Source organism: Streptomyces barkulensis (assembly GCF_002843305.1).
Classification (GTDB): domain Bacteria; phylum Actinomycetota; class Actinomycetes; order Streptomycetales; family Streptomycetaceae; genus Streptomyces; species Streptomyces barkulensis.
This window is the reverse complement of record NZ_PGSG01000108.1, coordinates 12,980-31,639: the sequence shown is the minus strand read 5'-3', so window position 1 is coordinate 31,639 and position 18,660 is coordinate 12,980. Positions and strand designations below refer to the sequence as shown.

Genomic DNA, 18,660 nt, shown 5'->3' with positions numbered 1-18,660 from the left:
GTCAGGCCACCCCCTTCACGTGCTGCACCCGGGGGGCGCCGCGCTCGGGCAGGACGACGCCGACGAGGTCGATGCGCACACCCCCGGTCGGCGGGCGGCCGTACCGGGCGAGCCAGCGCTCGCTGAGCCACTGGGAGGCGAGTCTGCGCAGCCGCGCGGCCTTGCGCGGGGGCACGGCCGACATCGGGTGCCCGTACGGGCCGGCCCGGCGTGTCTTGACCTCGCAGACGACGAGCGCGTCGGCGTCCCGGGCGACGATGTCGATCTCGCCGCCCCGGCAGCGCCAGTTCCGTTCGAGGACGGCCATGCCCATCTCGCGCAGCCGCCGGGCGGCCAGGTCCTCGCCGTAGCGCCCGAGTGCGTTCCTGCCGTTCATCGGTACCACCTCCGGCGCCGACTGTGGCGGCCGGGGAGGCGGGGCGGATGATCATGGCCCGATTCGGTGGACTACCGACCGGTTGTGGATATCCCGCTCACCCGCGGGGGGCATCCCACGGGCGCGGCGTTGACGGGAGCGACGAAGATAACGGAGATAACGGAGATGACGGGGACGACGGGAGCGGTGGGGACGACGGCCGACTCCGGGCTCACCTCTTGAAGTCGGAGTCCTCGGGCAGGTCCAGATCGCTCTTGTTCAGCTCCTCGATGTTCACGTCCTTGAAGGTGAGCACCCTCACCTGCTTGACGAAGCGGGCCGGCCGGTACATGTCCCACACCCAGGCGTCGGCCATCGAGACCTCGAAGAAGACCTCGCCCTGAACCGAGTGCACCTGCATCTCGTAGTCGTTGGTGAGATAGAAACGGCGCTCGGTCTCGATCACGTACCTGAACAAGCCGACGACGTCCCGGTACTCCCGGTAGAGCTTCAGCTCCATCTCGGTCTCGTATTTCTCGAGATCCTCGGCGCTCATGGCGTGTTCCCCTTCAGCCGTGCGTTCCCCCATTGTGCGTCAGCCCCGCGCGCTTGCTGCGGACCGGGCCGATCGCCCCGTGCCCGGCGCCGCCGAGGATCAGCAGGGCGCCGGCCCCGATCGCCGCCAGGGCGGGGCCCAGCGGCCCCGGCCGGGAGGTCCCGCCGGGCAGATCCGCGAAACCGGCCGGGCGCTCGACCATGCCCGCGTGGCCCAGCGGCCAGACGGTGGCGTCGACCCGGCCCGTCACCGCGTCCCGGGGCACGGAGCCGTTGTTGGCGTCCTCCAGGTGCGTGCGCGAGTCCAGTGACCCCTCCCGGTGGTCGCCGAGGAGGAAGAGCTGCCCCTCGGGCACGGACGCCTCGAAGGTGGTGAAGGAGGCGCGTTCCCGCTCCAGCCGGTACGGCTCGTCGACGGGATCGCCGTTGACGGTCATCCTCCCCCGCTCGTCGCAGCACTCCACGGTGTCGCCGCCGACGCCGACGACGCGTTTGATCATCGGCATGTCGCCCCACAGCGGATCGAGGAAGACGACGACGTCACCGCGCCGGACCTCGTCGCCGTCTATGCGCTCGGCCAGCACCCGGTCCCCGGCCTCGACGGTGGGCGACATGGAGTCGGTGGGCACGGCGTAGGGCTGATACAGCACCGCGGCCCAGACGAAACCCCCCAGGAAGAGGACGCAGCCGACCGCCACGGCCACCGACGACAGCACCTGGCCCGTACGGCCGCGGCCTTTCCCGGTACGTTCGGCTCTGCTCACTCGCGCTCCCGGAAAAGGTCTGGGTCAACCGGCGGTCTGCGCCGCACCCTACCCCCGGGTACGGTCCCGGGTCAGCCCTCGGCCCGCCCGTCCGTCCCGCTCACGGTGCCGGGCGCCGTCCCAAACGCTCCGGCGGCCTCTTCCACGTCCCCCTTCGCGGCCCTCGCCCTCAGGCGCCGCCGCCACATCACCAGCGGCACCGCGCCCACCAGGCCCAGCGCCGCGGGAGCCGCGGCCAGGCCCTTCTCGGCGAAGGTGTCGGGCACCGGGAGGGTGTCCCAGCGGTCGATCGGCCACGCCTTGACCACGGCCCGCCCCACGACCTCGTCCACGGGCACCGTCCCCTGTCCGGGGAGCTGCTGGTGGAAACGGGAGTCCAGGGAGTTGGAGCGGTGGTCGCCCATCACCCAGATCCGGTCCTCGGGGACCTTGACCGGGCCGAAGCCCTCACTGCCGCAGGGGGAGTCTCCGGGGTAGACGTAGGCCCCTTCTTCCAGGGCCTTGCCGTTGACCGTGACGGGGCCGTTCTTCTCGCACGCCACGGTGTCGCCGCCGACCGCGATGACCCGCTTGATCAGGTCCTGCTCCTCGGCGGAGGGCATCAGGCCGATGAAGCTCATGAAGTCCTGGAACACGTTGGTGTCCTGCTGGACCGACGGGTCGAGCCAGCCGCCCGGGTCGTGGAAGACGACGACCTCGCCGCGCTCGGGTTCGGCCCCGAACCAGGGCGTCAGTTTGTCCACCAGCACCCGGTCGCCCCGCTGGAGGGTGTTCTGCATCGAGTCGGAGGGGATGGAGAACGCCTGCAGCAGGAACGTCTTGATCCCCAGAGCCAGCAGCAGCGCGACGCCGATGAGGATGGGCAGTTCCTTCAGGAAGGAGCGTTGCTTCTTTTCCGTCACTCTCTCTCCGCTGTCCGGGCCCGCGGCCGCTTCCTCACCGCGCTCCACGGGCTCGCCTTCGGCCCGCCGCTCGGGCCCGTCCGCGTCGGAGCGCGCTCCGACCGCCACGTCCCCCACATCCACTCCTCACACCGATACCGCTCTTACCGCGCTGCAGCCCGCGCCTCAGCCGGTGCAGACCCACGCCTGCCACTCCCATAACGAGCGGGAGTTCCGCAGGGCTCGGGATGTGCGCCATGTCTTCGTCTCCGCCATTGTCGGTGGCCGCGGCCGCGGAGGCGGTCTCGCCGCGCGGATCCGGCACCGACGCGTAGGTCTCGGGCTCCTCCAGTCGTCGCCAGTGGGAGTAGGGCCAGGCGATCACCACGGCCTTGCCCACCACCAGGTTCTCGGGAATGGTCCCCTTCCCCGGGTCCTGCAGGTGGTAGCGGGAGTCGGCGGAGTTGGAGCGGTGGTCGCCCATCACGAAGATGCGGTTCTCGGGCACCTTCACCTCGAAGCGCATCTGCGAGGGCGCGTTGCCCGGGTGGAGGTACGGCTCGTTCAGCGGTGTGCCGTTGACCGTCACCCGGCCGTCCTCGTCGCAGCACACGACGGTGTCCCCGCCGATGCCGATGACCCGCTTGATCAGGTCCTGCTCCTCGGCGGAGGGCAGCAGGCCGATGAAGGTCAGGAACTGCCTGCCCTGCTTGATGCCCACGGGGTCGTCCCGCTCCGGCTCCTCCCCGGGTGGCAGCCAGCCCCCGGGGTCCTTGAAGACCACCACGTCGCCGCGTTCGGGGCGCGAGCCGAACCAGGGCGTCAGCTTGTCCACCAGCACCCGGTCGTCGATCCTGATCGTCTGCTCCATCGAGCCGGAGGGGATGACGAAGGCCTGTACCAGGAATGTCTTGAGCACCAGTGCGATCAGCAGTGCGACGCCCACCAGGACGGGGATCTCCTTGGTCACCGACAGCCGCCGGCGCCGTCTGATCCGCTTGGCGGCGCGCCGCCGGTCGGCCCGGCCCTCGCCGGGGCCGCGCAGCGTGGTCCCGGGATCCGGCGGTGTGCCGTCGCCTCGGACGGCGCCCGCCCGCCGGCCGTCGCGCGGCCGTCCGCGCCTACCCATCCCGGCCCCGCAGGGAGGTCCAGCGGCCGGCCGGCCAGACGATCCAGTCGGCCCGGCCGATCACCCTGTCCACCGGTACGGTGCCGCCGCCGGGAGACCCGAGGTGGTCCCGGGAGTCGCTCGACCGGGAGCGGTGGTCGCCCATCACCCACAGCCTCCCCCCGGGGACCGCGATGTCGAACGGGACGGCCGAGGGCCGGTCGCCGGGATACAGGTAGGCCTCGTCCACCGGTTCGCCGTTCACCTCGATCCTCCCCCGTTCGTCGCAGCACCTGACCCTGTCGCCGCCGACTCCGACGACCCGCTTGACGTAGTCGGTCCCCCGCGACGGCTCCCGGTCGAACGAACCGGTGCCGTCGAACACAACAACGTCTCCGCGCGCCGGAAGGTTGCCGAAACGGTACGCCAGCTTGTTCACCAGAACGCGGTCACCCGCTTCGAGGGTGTTCCCCATCGAGCCGCTCGGGATGCGGAAGGGTTCCGCCGCGAACGTGTGGACCAGCATCAGCAGCACGGCGGCCGCGGCCACCGCGGCCCCCGGACGCACGAAACGCGACCGTCGCCCCCCTCCCCGTACGGGGTGGGAGGAGCGGTCGCGCTCCGTCGGTCGCGTGTGCCGTTCGTCGGTGTTCATCGAGCCGAGAGCCTAACCCGGCGGCGCGGCGGACACCGGTGCGGACAGCGGCGCGGGGGCCGTGCCCCGCGGGCGGCACCGGGCGCCGGGGCGCCCGGTGCTCCGCCGCGCGGACCGGTCTCGGATCAGCGCTCGCGCTTCTCCTTGATCTTGGCGGCCTTGCCGCGCAGCTCGCGCAGGTAGTACAGCTTGGCGCGGCGGACGTCACCGCGGGTGACGACCTCGATCTTCTCGACGACCGGGGTGTGCACCGGGAAGGTGCGCTCCACGCCGACGCTGAAGCTGACCTTGCGGACGGTGAAGGTCTCACGGACGCCGGAGCCCTGGCGGCGGATGACGACACCCTTGAACTGCTGCACACGGGAGCGGTTGCCCTCGATGACGCGCACGTGGACGTTGACGGTGTCACCGGGGCGGAAGGTGGGGATGTCGCTGCGCAGCGAGGCGGAGTCGACGCTGTCGAGAAGGTGCATGACCGTCTGCTTTCCTCGCCGATGCCACAGGTCATCGGCGGAATCGTTCGTTGGGTTCGGTGAGCCGCCGTACCGGTCGGGCGTTGGTCCCCCTGTGGCAGGGTCGCGCGCCGGACGCGAGGCAGCGGCCTATTCTTCCACGCCTTCGGCCACGGGCCCAAATCGGCCGTCGGGCCGCTCGGCCCAGCCCAGCTCCGCCAGCAGCCTGCGGTCGTCGGCGTCCAGCGCGGCGGGGTCGCACCTCTCGACCAGGTCCGGGCGGTGGCTCACGGTGCGGCGGAACGCCTGGTCGCGGCGCCAGCGGGCGATCCTGCCGTGGTGGCCGCTGAGCAGCACCTCGGGAATGTCCCGGCCGCGCCACACCGGCGGCTTGGTGTAGACGGGGCCTTCCAACAGGTCGGCCATGGCGCCGGGCGCGAAGGAGTCGTCGCGGTGGGAGTCGGCGTTGCCCAGGACTCCGGGCAGCAGCCGGGCGACGGCCTCCACCATGACCAGCACGGGCGCCTCGCCGCCGGCGAGCACGTAGTCGCCGATGGACAGCTCGCGCACCCGCAGGCGCTCGCCGTACTCCTCGACGACGCGGCGGTCGATGCCCTCGTAGCGAGCGGGGGTGAAGACCAGCCATGGCTCGGCGGCCAGTTCGACGGCCGTCTCCTGGGTGAACGGGCTGCCGCTGGGAGTGGGGACGACCAGGACCGGCCCCTCCCCCCGGCCGTCACCGCCCGAGGCGATGACCGAGTCCAGCGCCTCGCCCCACGGCTCGGGCTTCATCACCATGCCGGGGCCGCCGCCGTAGGGGGTGTCGTCGACGGTGTTGTGCCGGTCGTGGGTCCACTGCCGCAGGTCGTGAACGCGTACGTCGAGCAGGCCGCGGGCGCGCGCCTTGCCCACCAGGGAGACGTTCAGCGGTTCCAGGTACTCGGGGAAGATCGTGACGACGTCGATCCGCATCAGGCGCCGTCCTCCCCGTCCCCGCCTGCTCCGCCGTCCCCGCCTGCTCCGCCGTCCCCGCCTGTTCCGCCGTCCCGCGTACCGCTCCCGGTGCGGGATCCGGCGATCTCGGCGCGGTCGTCGATGAGTCCCGGCGGCGGATCGATGACGGCCCGCCGGCCGTCCAGGTCGATCTCGGGGACGATCTCACCGACGAAGGGGACGAGCACCTCGCCGCCGTCGGGCCCGCGCACCACGAGCAGGTCCTGGTGGGGCAGGTGGGCGATCTCCTCGATCCGGCCGACGGGTGTTCCGTCGCGGGTGACGACGTCGAGGTCGATCAGCTGGTGGTCGTAGTACTCGTCGGGGTCCTCGGGGGTTTCCTCCGGGTCGACCTCGGCGATCAGCAGGGTGCCCCGCAGCGCCTCGGCGGCGGTGCGGTCCCTGACGCCCTCGAAGCGCAGCAGCAGCCGGCCGCTGTGGACACGCCCGGACTCGATGGTCAGGGGGCCCGCGGAGGCGGGGTCGGTGGCCAGGACCGCGCCGGGGGCGAGGCGCACCTCGGGTTCATCGGTGCGCACCTCCACGGTGACCTCGCCCTTGATCCCGTGGGCACGGCCGATGCGCGCGACTACCAACTGCACTGCTCGTCACTCCAGGTTCTCGCCGGTTCCCGTACGCCGGCGGTCACGGCACGGGCCGGGAGCGGCGGTGCCGCTCCCGGCCCGTGCCGGTGCTCTGCGTTGTCTGCCGCGGCCCTCAGCGGACCTGGTCCACGTCGACGAGGTCGACGCGGACACCCCGCCCGCCGAGAGCGCCCACGACGGTGCGCAGCGCGCGTGCGGTGCGGCCGTTGCGGCCGATCACCTTGCCGAGGTCGTCGGGGTGGACCCGGACCTCCAGCACGCGCCCGCGACGCAGGTTGCGGGCGGCGACCTGCACCTCGTCGGGGTGGTCGACGATGCCCTTCACCAGATGGTCGAGGGCCTCTTCCAGCATGGTCACGCCTCGGTCGACTCGGCGGCGGCCTCGGCCTCGTCCGCCTTCTTGTCGGCCTTCTTCGCCTTCTGGGTGATGGCCTCACCCTTGGGCTCGTCCGCCGACTCCTTGGCGGCGGCCTCGAAGAGGGCGCGCTTGTCGGCCTTGGGCTCGGCGACCTTCATCGGCTCCGGGGCCGGCAGACCCTTGAACTTCTGCCAGTCGCCGGTGACCTTCAGGATGGCCAGGACCGGCTCGGTCGGCTGCGCGCCGACGCCCAGCCAGTACTGGACGCGCTCCGAGTCGACCTCGATGCGGGAGGGGTTCTGCACCGGGTGGTACAGACCGATCTCCTCGATGGCCCGGCCGTCGCGACGGGTACGGGAGTCGGCGACGATGATGCGGTAGTGAGGCGAACGGATCTTGCCCAGTCGCTTCAGCTTGATCTTGACTGCCACGGCTGTGGTGTCTCCTGGTCTTTGGCGTGGTTGGACACGGCGGGATGCCACGTGGGGTTGTGGTACCCGAGTGTCCGAGTGGACGCGTCAGCCGGAGGAGAGAGGGGTCCTGTGCGGCTGTCGAGTACAGCCGCCCATTGTGCCACACCTCTTGTGCCGCACCCCGCGGGGCAGCCGGTGACCCGGCCTCCCCCGGCCCCCCGGCCCGGTGCGGATCCGCGGCGCCTCAGCCCACCCCGACCGCCTCCTTCTCCTTGTCCGGGATGCGGAACGGCTTCCCGCAGGCCCCGCACATGATCGGCGCCTGGGCCAGTACGGACGGGACGACCCGGACGTTGCGCCCGCAGTCGCACACGGCCTTGACCCGCACTCCGCCACCCGACGAACCGTGCCGCGCGGCGGGGCCGCGGAAGGCCCGGGAGGTGTCGGTGGTGGTGGCGGCGCTGTGGGCGCGCAGGGCGCGCTGCAGCTTCTCGATGGTGGGCCGGTAGCGCCTTCTGGTCTCGGGCTTCATCACGACCAGCGAGAAGCCGCTGCTCGGATGCGGTTCCTCCGGGTGTTCCAGGCCCAGCTCCTCGGCGATCGCCAGGAAGCGGCGGTTGTGGTAGCGGCCGGCACGCGAGGTGTCCCGGACTCCGCGGGCGGCGGCGATCCCGTGGACGGCCTCGTGGAGCAGCCGTTCGAAGGAGAGCTCGGCGCCGCAGGCGGACGACGACTCCCCGATCAGCGATTCGGGCGCGGCCAGGTCGGGCAGCTCCGGGTGGTGCCGTTGAATGTCGGCCCACGCGAGTGCCAGCTCGGCGGCGAGTACAGGTGGTGTCGTGCTCACGTCGTGCACAACGAGCCAGAGTGTCCCGGTGTTCCGATTACGGGGCATCCCAAATAATTTGCACCTACCCGCCGGTTCGGGTTGATGCGCGCCGACGGGACGGGTATTGCCGATCCGGAAGGAGCCGTCCGGGCGGGCGGCCCGGCCCGTGGGCGGAGCGCCCCGCCGGACCCCGTGCGGCGCCGCGGAACGCTCCAGGGCGCCTCGGCACCGGGATGTCTCAGTAGGAGCGGGCGACCACGGCCACCGTACCGGGGGCGTCGTCGGACTCGGGTACCGACCCGTCCCCGCCGACCAGGCAGCGCACCGTGACACCCTGCTCCGCGAGCCGCGCCTCGCCCTCCGGGCCCAGGTCGGCCCAGGGGATGCGGGCCCAGCCGCCTCCGGCGGCGGCCTCGGCCGCCTCCTCTGCCGTCCGCACGTCCGTGGTGCGGGCCTCGCGGCGCTCACGGGAGAGACGCAGCAGCAGCGCCTGGTCCTCCTCCAGGATCCCCGGGCACAGCTCGGCCAGGGCGTCGGCCGCCACCGGCTCCTTGCCCCCGGCGATGCGGCGCGCCAGCATCGCGGTGCCGTTCTCCAGGTCGCGCGGGCCGATCTCGACGCGCAGCGGCACGCCCTTGAGTTCCCAGTCCACCGCCCGCCGGCCGAACGGGATGTCGGTGCGGTCGTCCACCTTCACCCGGACGCCGGCCGCGGCGAGCCGGTCGCCGACCTCGCGGACCTTCGCCAGTACCGCGTCGTCGCCCTTGATCGCCAGGACGACGGCCTGAACGGGGGCCAGGCGCGGCGGGATCCGCAGGCCGTCGTCGTCGCCGTGCATCATGATCAGGCCTCCGACCATCCGGGTGGAGGTGCCCCAGGATGTCTGCCAGACCAGCTCCCGCTCACCGTCCTTCGACAGGTAGCGGGTGTCGAACGCCCTGGCGAAGTTCTGGCCCAGCTCGTGGCTGGTGCCCATCTGCAGGGCCTTGCCGTCGCCCATCATGCCCTCCAGGGTGAGGGTGTTGACGGCGCCCGCGAAGCGCTCCCTGGGCGTCTTGCGGCCCAGGACGACGTCCATGGCCAGGACGTTCTCCATGAAATCGGCGTAGACCTCGCGGTGGACGCGGGCGGCGTAGTCGCGCGCGTCCTCGTAGGTGGCGTGGGCGGTGTGCCCCTCCTGCCACAGGAACTCACTCGTTCGCAGGAAGACCCTCGGACGCATTTCCCAGCGCACCACGTTGGCCCACTGGTTGATCAGCAGGGGCAGGTCGCGGTAGCTCTGCACCCACTTGGCGAAGTACTCGTTGACGATCGTCTCGGAGGTCGGCCGGACGACCACCGGCTCCTCCAGCTCCTTGCCCCCGCCGTGCGTGACGACGGCCAGCTCGGGGGCGAAGCCCTCGACGTGCTCGGCCTCCCTGGCCAGGTAGGACTGGGGGATGAACAGGGGGAAATAGGCGTTTTCGGCGCCCGCCGCCTTGATGCGGTCATCCATCTCCCGCTGCATCCGCTCCCAGAGCCCGTACCCGTACGGCCGGATGACCATGGTGCCCCGCACCGGCCCGTTGTCGGCCAGCTCGGCCTTGTTGATCACGTCCTGGTACCAGCGCGGGAAGTCCTCCGCCTGGGGGGTGAGCACGGGAGTCTTTGCCATGTCGCGCATGTTACGGCGGTCTGCTGCGGATGCGTGAACCGGACTGCCGGGGGAACGTAGGAGTGCGCGCGGGCAAGCGCGGGTGGAAACACCCCGGCGCCCCTCTGGACTCGGGGACAGATGCGCAGTTCCCTGGCTTTCGGGGACTTCCAGGACCTCATCAAGGGACGAGACGGCGGCCGGTTATCCGGCGATCCTTCCATCGGAATGGGGATGTTGCGATGGCACCCACGCTCGCACAGCGGCACCTCCCGCGGCCCGCCCGGGACTGGGCGGAGATTCAGGAACGGATGCTGGTTCCGCTCTACGAGGCGGTATACGAGCGGTTCGAGGTCGGACGGCACTCCCATGTGCTGGGCCTGGGCTGCGGCTCGGGCCTGGCACTGGTGATGGCGGCGGCCCGGGGCGCGACCGTCACGGGGACGGACACCGACGAGGCACGCCTGGAGCTGGCCCGGCAGCGGCTGCTGCCGGAGCCGCAGTGGGGCGCGCGGCACTGGACCGCGCGGGTGCTGCCGGGCGGGCCGGACGGCGGACCGGACGGCGCGGCGCTGCGCGAGGGCCCGCCGCCGACGCTGGTGACCGCCTTCGACACCCTGCCCGACGCCGCCGTGCTCGCCCGGGTGGCCCAGACGGCCGGCCGCGGGGTGCCGGTGGTACTGGCCGGCTGGGGGCCGGCCGAGCGGTGCGCCGCGGCCCCCGCCCTGCGGGTGGCACAGCGGCTGGCGCAGCGGCCGGCCGAGCCGGAGCGCGCGCCCGGCCGCTGCTGGCGGCCGGGCGGCCGGGACGACCTGGAGGACCTGGCGCGGCGGGCCGGGCTGCGCCCCGACGGTTCGGGCCGGGTCGCGTGCCCCTTCGGCTACGCCGATCTGGACAGCGCGGTGCGCGGACTGCTCTCGACCGGGCTGTACGACGCGGCCGTCCGGGCGACGGACGAGGAGCAGGTCGCCAAGGAGCTGGCCGAGGCGCTGCGCCCGCACGTACGGCCGGACGGCACCGTGTGGATGCAGAACCTGTTCCGCTACGTGGTCGCCATGACCTGAGGGCGCCGCCGGCACGCGGCGAGCGGCGGCGCCCCCTTGGCGGTCGCCCGAGCGGTCACTTGGGCGGGAGCATGTCCTTGAACTCCTGGGGCAGCTCGAAGTCCTCCGGCCCCTGGCCGCCGGGCAGTCCGAAGGCGCCGCCCTGCCCCGCGGCGCGGCGCTCGGCCACGGCCTGCTCCTCGGCCTTGCGCTTCATCGGGTTGCCCGAGCGCTGCTTGCCCTTGGTCTTCTTCTGCTGCTTGCCCTTCTTCCGGGCGCCGCCCGCCCCCGGCATGCCCGGCATCCCGGGCATACCCGGCATGCCGCCCTGGGCCATCTTCGACATCATCTTGCGGGCCTCGAAGAAGCGCTCCACGAGGTTCTTCACCGCGCTGACGTCCACACCGGAGCCGCGGGCGATGCGGGCCCGCCGCGAGCCGTTGATGATCGTGGGGTCGGTGCGCTCGGCCGGGGTCATCGACTTGATGATCGCGGCGGTGCGGTCCACGTCGCGCTCGTCGATGTCGTTGATCTGCTCCCGGATCTGCCCCATTCCGGGCATCATCCCCAGCAGCTTGGAGATGGAGCCCATCTTGCGGACCTGTTCCATCTGGGCCAGGAAGTCGTCGAGGGTGAACTCCTTGGGGCCCTTGGCCAGCTTGGCGGCCATCTGCTCGGCCTCTTGCCGGCTGAAGGTCTGTTCGGCCTTCTCGATGAGGCTGAGGACGTCGCCCATGCCCAGGATGCGGGACGCCATGCGGTCCGGGTGGAACGCGTCGAAGTCGTCCAGCTTCTCGCCGTTGGAGGCGAACATGATCTGGCGGCCGGTGACGTGCGCGATCGACAGGGCCGCACCGCCGCGGGCGTCGCCGTCGAGCTTGGAGAGCACCACGCCGTCGAAGCCGACGCCGTCGCGGAACGCCTCGGCGGTGTTGACCGCGTCCTGGCCGATCATGGCGTCGACGACGAAGAGGGTCTCGTCGGGGCGGACGGCGTCGCGGATGTCGGCGGCCTGCCGCATCATCTCGGCGTCGATGCCCAGGCGGCCGGCGGTGTCGACGATGACGACGTCGTACTGCTTGGTGCGGGCGTACTCGATGGAGTCCTCGGCGACCTTCACCGGGTCGCCGACGCCGTTGCCCGGCTCAGGCGCGTAGATCCCGACGCCCGCGCGCTCGGCGACGACGGTGAGCTGGTTGACGGCGTTGGGGCGCTGCAGGTCGCAGGCGACCAGCATCGGGGCGTGGCCCTGCGCCTTGAGCCAGCGGCCCAGCTTGCCCGCGAGCGTGGTCTTGCCCGCGCCCTGCAGACCGGCGAGCATGATCACCGTCGGCGGGTTCTTGGCGAGCCGCAGACGGCGGGTCTCGCCCCCGAGGATGCCGATCAGCTCCTCGTTGACGATCTTGATGACCTGCTGGGCCGGATTCAGCGCCTTGGAGACCTCGGCGCCCAGGGCGCGCTCCTTGACCTGCTTGATGAAGGCCCGGACCACGGGGAGGGCGACGTCCGCCTCCAGCAGGGCGATACGGATCTCGCGCGCCGTGGCGTCGATGTCCGCCTCGCTCAGACGGCCCTTGCCCCTGAGGTTCTTGAACGTCGCTGTGAGGCGATCGGAGAGAGTGTCGAACACGTCGGTCGCGGATCCTTCGCGTTGGTGGCGGTGTCGGCGGTCGACCTCCAAGAGTATCCGCCCGCCCGCGGTCCGGTCAGCCGCCCAGGGCCCGCTCCAGTTCCGCCGCGAGACCGGCGGCCTCGCGCGGCGGCAGCGGGGCACCGTCGGGCCCGGTGACGTAGAAGGCGTCCACCGCGTTGGCGCCCAGGGTGCCGACCCGGGCGCTGCGCACGGTGACGCCGGCGTCCTCCAGGGCCCGTCCGATGCGGTACAGCAGCCCCGGGGCGTCCTGGGCGCGCACCTCGATGACCGTAGCCAGCCGTGATCCGGCCGGGGCGACGGTCACCTTCGGCGGCGGGGCCCCGGCTCCGCGCCGGCGGGCGCTGCCCAGGTGGGCCCGCTCGCGCTCGGCGAGCCGGGCGGGGATGTCCAGGGAGCCCTCCAGGGCGCGCACCAGGTCGGCGCGGAGCCGGTCGGCCCGCGGCAGCGACCCGTACTCGGCGGCCACCCGCCAGGTCAGCAGCAGCACCCGTCCCTCGCCGAGCGGGTCGACGGCGCGCAGGTCCGCGGCGTGTACGGTCAGCCGGTGCAGGGCCAGGACGCCGGCCGCGGCGGGCAGTACGCCGGGCCGGTCGGGCAGGGCGAGAAGCAGTTCGGCGCCGACCGGCTCCGGGCCCGTCTCCTCCTCGGCGGGGCCTGCCCGGTCCGCCTCGGCGGGGGTTTCGGCCCGGGTGCGCAGGGAGAGCACCGGCCCGCCGGTGCGCCACGCCTCCGCGGCCAGCCGCCCGGCCCCGGCGGCGGGCCGGAGGGCGGAGCGCTCCCGCTCCCCGGACGCCTCCGCGGCCCCTGCCGGCTCCCCCTCCCCCTCCAGCACGGCGCCGGTCCGCCTCACCAGATCGGCCACGAGTCCCGCTCGCCAGGCGGACCAGGCCGCGGGCCCGGTGGCCAGGGCGTCGGCCACGGTGAGCGCGTGCAGCAGCTCCAGGGTCCCGGTGTCGCCGACGGCGTCGGCCACGGTGCGTACGGTGGCCGGGTCGTCCAGGTCGCGCCGGGTGGCGGTCTCGGCCAGCAGCAGATGGTGGCGGACGGCGGTGGCCAGGACCGCGGTGTCGGCGGCGTCGAAGCCCATCCGGGCGGCCAGGTCGCGCACGACGGCCTCGCCCGCGACGCTGTGGTCGCCGGGCCGGCCCTTGCCGATGTCGTGCAGCAGCGCGGCGACCAGCAGCAGGTCGGGGCGGCGGACGCGGCGGACGTGCGCACCGGCCCGCGCGGCGGTCTCGATCAGATGGCGGTCGACGGTCCAGCGGTGCACGGGGTTGCGCTGCGGGCGGCAGCGCACCCGGTCCCACTCGGGCAGCCAGGCGGTGACCAGGCCCTCCGCGTCCAGCGCCTCCCACACCCCGACGGCGGCCTCGCCCGCCCCCAGGAGGGTGACGAACTCCTCACGGGCCTCGGCCGGCCAGGGCACCGGAAGCGGCGGCGCCGCGGCGGCCAGCCTCCGCAGGGCGGGGCGCGACGGCGGCAGCCCGGCCTGGGCGGCCGCCGCGGCGGCACGCAGCGGCAGTACGGGGTCGCGCTCGGGGCGTGCGGTCCGGGCGAGCACCACCTCGCCGTCCTGCACGACCACACCGTCGGCCAGCGGGGTGCGCTCGGCGGGCCGCCCGGCGCGCCGCGGTCGCGGGCGGCGGGCGCGCAGTACCCGGTCGACCTCGCGCCAGGTCACGTCGCAGGCGTAGGAGAGCACCCGGGCCGCCTCGTAGACGCGGCGCAGCAGCGCGTCCGCGTCCTCCAGCGCGAGGGCGGCGGCGACCTGGTCCTGGTCCTGGAGGGCGAGCCGGTCGGTGGCACGGCCGGTGGCCAGGTGGAGGGCGTCGCGTACGTCGAGGAGGGTGCGGTGGGCCTCGTCCAGCCCCTCGCGGGGCGCGTCGGCCAGCCAGGAGGCGGCCACCGCGCGCAGGGCGGTGGCGTCCCGCAGACCGCCGCGGGCCTCCTTCAGGTCGGGTTCGAGGAGGAAGCGCAGCTCGCCGTGGCGGCGGGCGCGTTCCCGGGCCGCCTCGCGCAGCTCGGGCAGCAGCCGGTGGGCGCCGGCGCGCCAGCGGGCGAGCATCCGGGTGCGCAGGGCGGCGGTGAGCTCCGGGTCTCCGGCGATGTGCCGGGCGTCGAGCAGACCGAGCTGCACCCTGAGGTCGCCGGCCGCGGCCCTCTCCGCCTCCGGCGGGGTGCGCACCGAGTGGTCCAGGGCGATCCCGAGGTCCCACACGGGGTACCAGACGCGGTCGGCGAGGGCGGCGACCTCGCGTGCGCCGCGGCCGGTGTGCAGCAGCAGCAGGTCCAGGTCGCTGCGCGGGGAGAGCTCCCCGCGGCCGTAGCCGCCGACGGCCACGAGCGCGACCCCCTCGCCCGCGTCGCCCAGCAGCGAGGCGAGCCAGGCGTCGGTGAGGTCGGACAGGGCCCGGCGGCGCGGCGGCCCGGACCGCGCCCCTGCGGTGAGGAGGCGCAGCCGGGCCGCCGCGTAGTTGCCGGGGTCGCCGGGTCCCGTGGTCACGCGGTCCCCCGTTCCGGCCGGCTCACAGCGCGTCCGGGCCGCGTTCGCCGGTGCGGACGCGTACCGCCGTCTCGACGGGGACGCTCCAGACCTTGCCGTCGCCGATCTTGCCGGTCCGGGCGGCCTTGACGACCACGTCGAGGAGCTGCTCGGCGTCCTCGTCCTCGACCAGGACCTCCACCCGGACCTTGGGGACGAGGTCGACGGTGTACTCGGCGCCGCGGTACACCTCGGTGTGGCCGCGCTGCCGGCCGTATCCGCTGGCCTCGGTGACGGTCAGCCCCTGCACTCCGAACGCCTGCAGGGCGTCCTTGACCTCGTCGAGCCGGTGCGGCTTGATGACTGCGGTGATGAGCTTCACGCGTCCACCTTCTTGTCGGTCTCCTTCGCGGACGGCGAGGCCGTCGCGCTGTCGTCGTGGCCGCCGGCCGCGTTGCGGGAAGCGGGCGAGCCGCCCACCGAGCTGAAGTCGTACGCGGTCTCGGCGTGGTACGCCTGGTCCAGCCCGGCGGTCTCGTCGTCCTCGTCCGCCCGGAAGCCGACGACCACGTCGACCAGCTTGGCCAGGATCCAGGAGACCGCGAAGGAGAAGGCCATCACCGAGAAGGCCCCGGTGGCCTGCTTGCCGAGCTGGGTGAGGCCGCCCACGCCGTCCGTGGCCAGAACGCCGACCAGCAGGGTGCCGATGACGCCGCCGACGAGGTGGACTCCGACGACGTCCAGGGAGTCGTCGTAGCCGAGCCGGTACTTCAGGCTGACGGCCCAGGAGCAGACCAGACCGGCCACCAGGCCGATGACGATCGCGCCCACGGCGTTCACGTGCGCCCCGGCGGGGGTGATGGCGACCAGGCCGGCGACGGCCCCGGAGGCGGCCCCCAGGGTGGTGAAGGCGCCGTGCCGGATCCGCTCGTACAACAGCCAGCCCAGGATGGCGGCGGCGGTGGCGACCTGGGTGTTCAGGGCCATGGTGGCGGCGGTGCCGTTGGCGCCCAGCGCGGAGCCGGCGTTGAAGCCGAACCAGCCGAACCACAGCAGGGCCGCGCCCAGGACCACCAGCGGGAGGCTGTGGGGCCGCATGGGCTCGCGCTTGAAACCGATGCGCCTGCCGACGACCAGGACGGCGGCCAGGGCGCCGACTCCGGCGTTGATGTGGACGGCGGTGCCGCCCGCGAAGTCGATGACCTCCAGCTCGAACAGCCAGCCGCCCTCGGCCCACACCCAGTGGGCGACGGGGAAGTAGACGACCGTGGCCCACAGCGTGATGAACAGCGCCCAGGCGCTGAACTTCACGCGGTCGGCCAGGGCGCCGCTCATGAGGGCGGGCGTCAAAGCGGCGAACATGAGCTGGAAGAGGACGAAGGCGAGGACCGGGATGCCCTCGTCGCCGCCGGTCAGCGCCTCGACGCCGATGCCGCTCAGACCGATGTGCTCAAGGCTGCCGATCAGACCGCCGGTGTCGGTGCCGAAGGCGAGCGAGTAGCCGTACAGGACCCAGAGGACGCTCACGATGCCCAGGGAGATGAAGGACATCATGAGCATGTTCAGTGCGCTCTTGACCCGGACCATGCCGCCGTAGAAAAGGGCCAGGCCGGGCGTCATCAACATGACCAGCGCCGCGCTGATCAGTACGAAAGCGGTATCCGCGCCGTTCAATGTGGGCGTCTCCTCGCGTACGCGACCCGTGGGGGCGGATCTGGGGATCAGGATGAGCCACAGATTCCAGGAGCTCCGTTTCCGCCGATGCGGCGCGGCGTTTCGCGGCCGTGACGAAGGCGCGCCCTCTGTTACACCCGGGTGAACACGCCCGCGGGCCGAAACCGCGCCGCCGGCCCGGCCCCCGGCCGCCCGTGCGGCGTGCCGCCCCGGCCGGGCACGGCGTCCGCGCGGAGCGGGCGCGGTACGGACCGGCCGGCACGGTCGTATGACAACCCGGGGGCCGCGCGGCGGGCGGCCGGGAAGGGACGGTGGGCGGATGCGGGGCGGATGCGGGGCGGACGGGACGAGCGCGGGGACGGACGGAGACGGGTGCGGCCGGTTTCGGGCCCCTTCAGCCCGCGAGGGCGACCTCGGTCCCGGTCCCGGTCCCGGTTCCGGCCTCGGTCTCGATCCCGGCCTCGGTCCCGGCCTCGGTCTCGGCCTCGGTCTCGGCCTCGGTCTCGGCCTCGGGCAGCTCGTCGGCGAGCCGCTCGGTCAGCTCGACGACCTCCGCGACGTCCCCGAACTCGCGGGCCGCCGTGGCCACGGTCTTGCGGATGCGGTTGTCGACCCGCTCCGAACGCAGGCGTTTCGCCACCGCCAGCGCCTGGCCGGCCATCTCGGCGCACTGCTCGGGTTCGCGCTGCAGCAGGTGGACGGTGGCCATGCCCGCGAGGTTGAGCGCGTAGGAGCGCTGGTGGCCGCTGCCGCCGCCGCACTCGCGGCCGAACAGCTCCACGGCCCTGCGCATCGCCGGCTGTGCGAGCGAGAGGTAGGCGGGGCTGCGGCCCGCCACATAGGCGAGGTCCCGGTAGGAGTGGGCGTTCTCGGCGTTCAGCTCGGCCTCGGAGAAGAAGCCGATCCAGTCCGGGTCGCCGTCCCCCTCGGTGGCCTCGGCGAAGGTCTCCTCGGCCATCCGCACCGCCCGGTGGCACTTGTCTGGCCGGCCCATGTTGGCGTACGCGCGCGCCTCCACCGCGTGGAGCATGGCCTGGGTACGGGGGGTGGCGTCCTCCCGGCCGCCGTACTGCGCGAGGTGCACCAGCTCCAGCGCGTCCTCGGGCCGGCCCAGATGGATCATCTGCCGGCCCATGCCGGACAGCACGTACGAGCCCAGTGGCCGGTCGCCGGCCTCCTTGGCCGCGTGCAGGGCGAGGACGAAGTACTTCTGCGCGGTCGGCTGGAGCCCGACGTCGTAACTCATCCAGCCGGCCAGCTCCGCCAGCTCCGCGGTGACGCGGAACAGCCGCCGCCGCACCGGCTCGTCGTGGTGCTCCTGGAGAAGGTCGGTGACCTCGTGGAGCTGGCCGACGACGGCCTTGCGGCGCAGCCCGCCTCCGCACTGGGCGTCCCACCGGCGGAACATCACGATCGTCTGCTCCAGCAGTTCCAGCTCCGGGTCCGACAGCCGGCGGTCGCCCCGTGCGCCGGGAACCGGCGCGGCAGGGGCGGCGGCAGGGGCGGGGGCGGGCACCAGCCAGCGCTGCATCGGCTCGATCAGCGCGGGGCCCGCGGCCATGCCCAGGGAGGTGCCGAGGAAGCCCCGGCGGGCCAGCATCAGGTCGCTGCGCGAGAACTCGCTGATCATCGCCACGGTCTGCGGCCCCGTCCAGGGCAGGTCCACACCGCCGTCGGAGGCCGTCCGGCGGGCGGCGCGCAGTCCCAGCTCCTCGACTGCGACCACACAGCCGAAGCGTTCGGAGAACAGTTCGGAGAGGATCCGCGGGATCGGCTCGCGGGGCTGCTCGCCGTCGAGCCAGCGGCGCACCCGTGAGGTGTCGGTGCTGATGTGGTGCGCGCCCATCCGGCGTGCCCGGCGGTTCACCTGCCGGGCCAGCTCCCCCTTGGACCAGCCGCTGCGCGCGAACCACGAGGCGAGCTGTCCGTTCGGGCGCTTCCCGGCGGTGCCGACTCCGCCGCTGCTGCCGTTGCCGCCCACTGGAACGCCCCCATCCCGGCCCGTACGCGTCCTGTGCTCGGATGCCCTCTCGGCATGCCTCTGGCATAGGCGCACGCCGGGCGTCTCTCCGTGCCTCTGTGTCACCGTGTGAACCGAAAGTAATCCTACGATCACTGACGTGGCGAGTGAAATTGCAAAACCGCCACCATTCGCCACCCCTTCGGATGAACTCAAGCAGCGTTTCGCGCGGTTCACTTGACCCAG

19 protein-coding genes are annotated in these 18,660 nt (G+C 73.0%); 1 reads left to right on the top strand and 18 read right to left on the bottom strand.

Annotated elements, in window-relative coordinates; translation table 11 throughout:
- Position 1 precedes the first annotated feature (1 nt).
- The 13 genes from CUT83_RS24110 to proS all read right to left on the bottom strand — a co-directional run bounded on the left by CUT83_RS24110 (position 2) and on the right by proS (position 9,622).
- Positions 2-376 (bottom strand): YraN family protein, encoded by a 375-nt coding sequence (locus CUT83_RS24110; RefSeq protein WP_101257942.1) that lies wholly within the window; start codon positions 374-376, stop codon positions 2-4.
- Positions 377-587: 211 nt separating this feature from the next.
- On the bottom strand, positions 588-911 hold the full coding sequence (locus tag CUT83_RS24105) for a DUF2469 domain-containing protein (RefSeq protein WP_093662147.1): 324 nt from the start codon (positions 909-911) through the stop codon (positions 588-590).
- 13 nt (positions 912-924) lie between these two features.
- On the bottom strand, positions 925-1,674 hold the full coding sequence (lepB, locus tag CUT83_RS24100) for a signal peptidase I (RefSeq protein ID WP_240958350.1): 750 nt from the start codon (positions 1,672-1,674) through the stop codon (positions 925-927).
- A 71-nt stretch (positions 1,675-1,745) separates the two neighbouring features.
- Positions 1,746-2,684, bottom strand: coding sequence for a signal peptidase I (gene lepB, locus CUT83_RS24095; RefSeq protein WP_101258017.1), 939 nt, complete (start codon positions 2,682-2,684; stop codon positions 1,746-1,748).
- Positions 2,611-3,684 (bottom strand): signal peptidase I, encoded by a 1,074-nt coding sequence (lepB, locus tag CUT83_RS24090; protein ID WP_101257940.1) that lies wholly within the window; start codon positions 3,682-3,684, stop codon positions 2,611-2,613. The genes lepB (CUT83_RS24095) and lepB (CUT83_RS24090) overlap by 74 nt, the downstream gene beginning before the upstream one ends.
- Positions 3,677-4,318, bottom strand: coding sequence for a signal peptidase I (lepB, locus tag CUT83_RS24085; RefSeq protein WP_101257939.1), 642 nt, complete (start codon positions 4,316-4,318; stop codon positions 3,677-3,679). Before lepB (CUT83_RS24085) ends, lepB (CUT83_RS24090) begins: the two co-directional genes overlap by 8 nt.
- A gap of 125 nt (positions 4,319-4,443) precedes the next feature.
- Positions 4,444-4,791: a 50S ribosomal protein L19 gene (rplS, locus tag CUT83_RS24080; protein ID WP_093850660.1), complete on the bottom strand. Its 348-nt coding sequence runs from the start codon at positions 4,789-4,791 to the stop codon at positions 4,444-4,446.
- A gap of 129 nt (positions 4,792-4,920) precedes the next feature.
- Positions 4,921-5,742 (bottom strand): tRNA (guanosine(37)-N1)-methyltransferase TrmD, encoded by an 822-nt coding sequence (gene trmD, locus CUT83_RS24075; protein ID WP_101257938.1) that lies wholly within the window; start codon positions 5,740-5,742, stop codon positions 4,921-4,923.
- A complete protein-coding gene (gene rimM, locus CUT83_RS24070; RefSeq protein ID WP_101257937.1) occupies positions 5,742-6,365 on the bottom strand; it encodes a ribosome maturation factor RimM in 624 nt (207 codons plus the stop codon). The genes trmD and rimM overlap by 1 nt, the downstream gene beginning before the upstream one ends.
- A gap of 115 nt (positions 6,366-6,480) precedes the next feature.
- The gene (locus tag CUT83_RS24065) at positions 6,481-6,720 is read right to left on the bottom strand and encodes an RNA-binding protein (protein WP_093850657.1); all 240 of its coding nucleotides are present in this window, start codon (positions 6,718-6,720) and stop codon (positions 6,481-6,483) included.
- A gap of 2 nt (positions 6,721-6,722) precedes the next feature.
- Positions 6,723-7,157, bottom strand: coding sequence for a 30S ribosomal protein S16 (rpsP, locus tag CUT83_RS24060; protein ID WP_093662131.1), 435 nt, complete (start codon positions 7,155-7,157; stop codon positions 6,723-6,725).
- A gap of 226 nt (positions 7,158-7,383) precedes the next feature.
- Positions 7,384-8,034, bottom strand: a complete 651-nt coding sequence (locus CUT83_RS24055; RefSeq protein ID WP_165869619.1) for a hypothetical protein — start codon at positions 8,032-8,034, stop codon at positions 7,384-7,386.
- Positions 8,035-8,206: 172 nt separating this feature from the next.
- Positions 8,207-9,622 (bottom strand): proline--tRNA ligase, encoded by a 1,416-nt coding sequence (proS, locus tag CUT83_RS24050; protein WP_101257936.1) that lies wholly within the window; start codon positions 9,620-9,622, stop codon positions 8,207-8,209.
- Positions 9,623-9,843: 221 nt separating this feature from the next.
- On the opposite strand from proS, the gene CUT83_RS24045 reads away from it, so the two are divergent.
- The gene (locus CUT83_RS24045; protein ID WP_101257935.1) at positions 9,844-10,665 is read left to right on the top strand and encodes a methyltransferase domain-containing protein; all 822 of its coding nucleotides are present in this window, start codon (positions 9,844-9,846) and stop codon (positions 10,663-10,665) included.
- A gap of 55 nt (positions 10,666-10,720) precedes the next feature.
- Here the strand turns inward: CUT83_RS24045 and ffh are convergent, their stop codons facing one another.
- The 5 genes from ffh to nsdA form a co-directional block, all read right to left on the bottom strand.
- Positions 10,721-12,274 carry a signal recognition particle protein gene (gene ffh / locus CUT83_RS24040; RefSeq protein ID WP_101258015.1) on the bottom strand — a complete coding sequence of 518 codons (1,554 nt, stop codon included), beginning with the start codon at positions 12,272-12,274 and terminating at the stop codon, positions 10,721-10,723.
- Between the two features lie 76 nt (positions 12,275-12,350).
- Positions 12,351-14,801: a [protein-PII] uridylyltransferase gene (locus CUT83_RS24035; protein ID WP_101257934.1), complete on the bottom strand. Its 2,451-nt coding sequence runs from the start codon at positions 14,799-14,801 to the stop codon at positions 12,351-12,353.
- Positions 14,802-14,823: 22 nt separating this feature from the next.
- Positions 14,824-15,162 carry a P-II family nitrogen regulator gene (locus CUT83_RS24030; protein WP_093662123.1) on the bottom strand — a complete coding sequence of 113 codons (339 nt, stop codon included), beginning with the start codon at positions 15,160-15,162 and terminating at the stop codon, positions 14,824-14,826.
- On the bottom strand, positions 15,159-16,454 hold the full coding sequence (locus tag CUT83_RS24025; RefSeq protein ID WP_101257933.1) for an ammonium transporter: 1,296 nt from the start codon (positions 16,452-16,454) through the stop codon (positions 15,159-15,161). Before CUT83_RS24025 ends, CUT83_RS24030 begins: the two co-directional genes overlap by 4 nt.
- 394 nt (positions 16,455-16,848) lie before the next feature.
- Positions 16,849-18,435, bottom strand: a complete 1,587-nt coding sequence (nsdA, locus tag CUT83_RS24015) for a transcriptional repressor NsdA (protein ID WP_173915142.1) — start codon at positions 18,433-18,435, stop codon at positions 16,849-16,851.
- Positions 18,436-18,660: the final 225 nt, after the last annotated feature.

What these genes read in the sequence shown, in the direction of transcription:
- CUT83_RS24110 (WP_101257942.1), bottom strand. Translation starts at nt 376, where the DNA reads ATGAACGGCAGGAACGCACTCGGGCGCTACGGCGAGGACCTGGCCGCC.
- CUT83_RS24105 (WP_093662147.1), bottom strand. Translation starts at nt 911, where the DNA reads ATGAGCGCCGAGGATCTCGAGAAATACGAGACCGAGATGGAGCTGAAG.
- lepB (WP_101257940.1), bottom strand. Translation starts at nt 3,684, where the DNA reads ATGGGTAGGCGCGGACGGCCGCGCGACGGCCGGCGGGCGGGCGCCGTC.
- lepB (WP_101257939.1), bottom strand. Translation starts at nt 4,318, where the DNA reads ATGAACACCGACGAACGGCACACGCGACCGACGGAGCGCGACCGCTCC.
- rplS (WP_093850660.1), bottom strand. Translation starts at nt 4,791, where the DNA reads ATGCACCTTCTCGACAGCGTCGACTCCGCCTCGCTGCGCAGCGACATC.
- trmD (WP_101257938.1), bottom strand. Translation starts at nt 5,742, where the DNA reads ATGCGGATCGACGTCGTCACGATCTTCCCCGAGTACCTGGAACCGCTG.
- CUT83_RS24065 (WP_093850657.1), bottom strand. Translation starts at nt 6,720, where the DNA reads ATGCTGGAAGAGGCCCTCGACCATCTGGTGAAGGGCATCGTCGACCAC.
- CUT83_RS24055 (WP_165869619.1), bottom strand. Translation starts at nt 8,034, where the DNA reads ATGCCCCGTAATCGGAACACCGGGACACTCTGGCTCGTTGTGCACGAC.
- proS (WP_101257936.1), bottom strand. Translation starts at nt 9,622, where the DNA reads ATGGCAAAGACTCCCGTGCTCACCCCCCAGGCGGAGGACTTCCCGCGC.
- CUT83_RS24045 (WP_101257935.1), top strand. Translation starts at nt 9,844, where the DNA reads ATGGCACCCACGCTCGCACAGCGGCACCTCCCGCGGCCCGCCCGGGAC.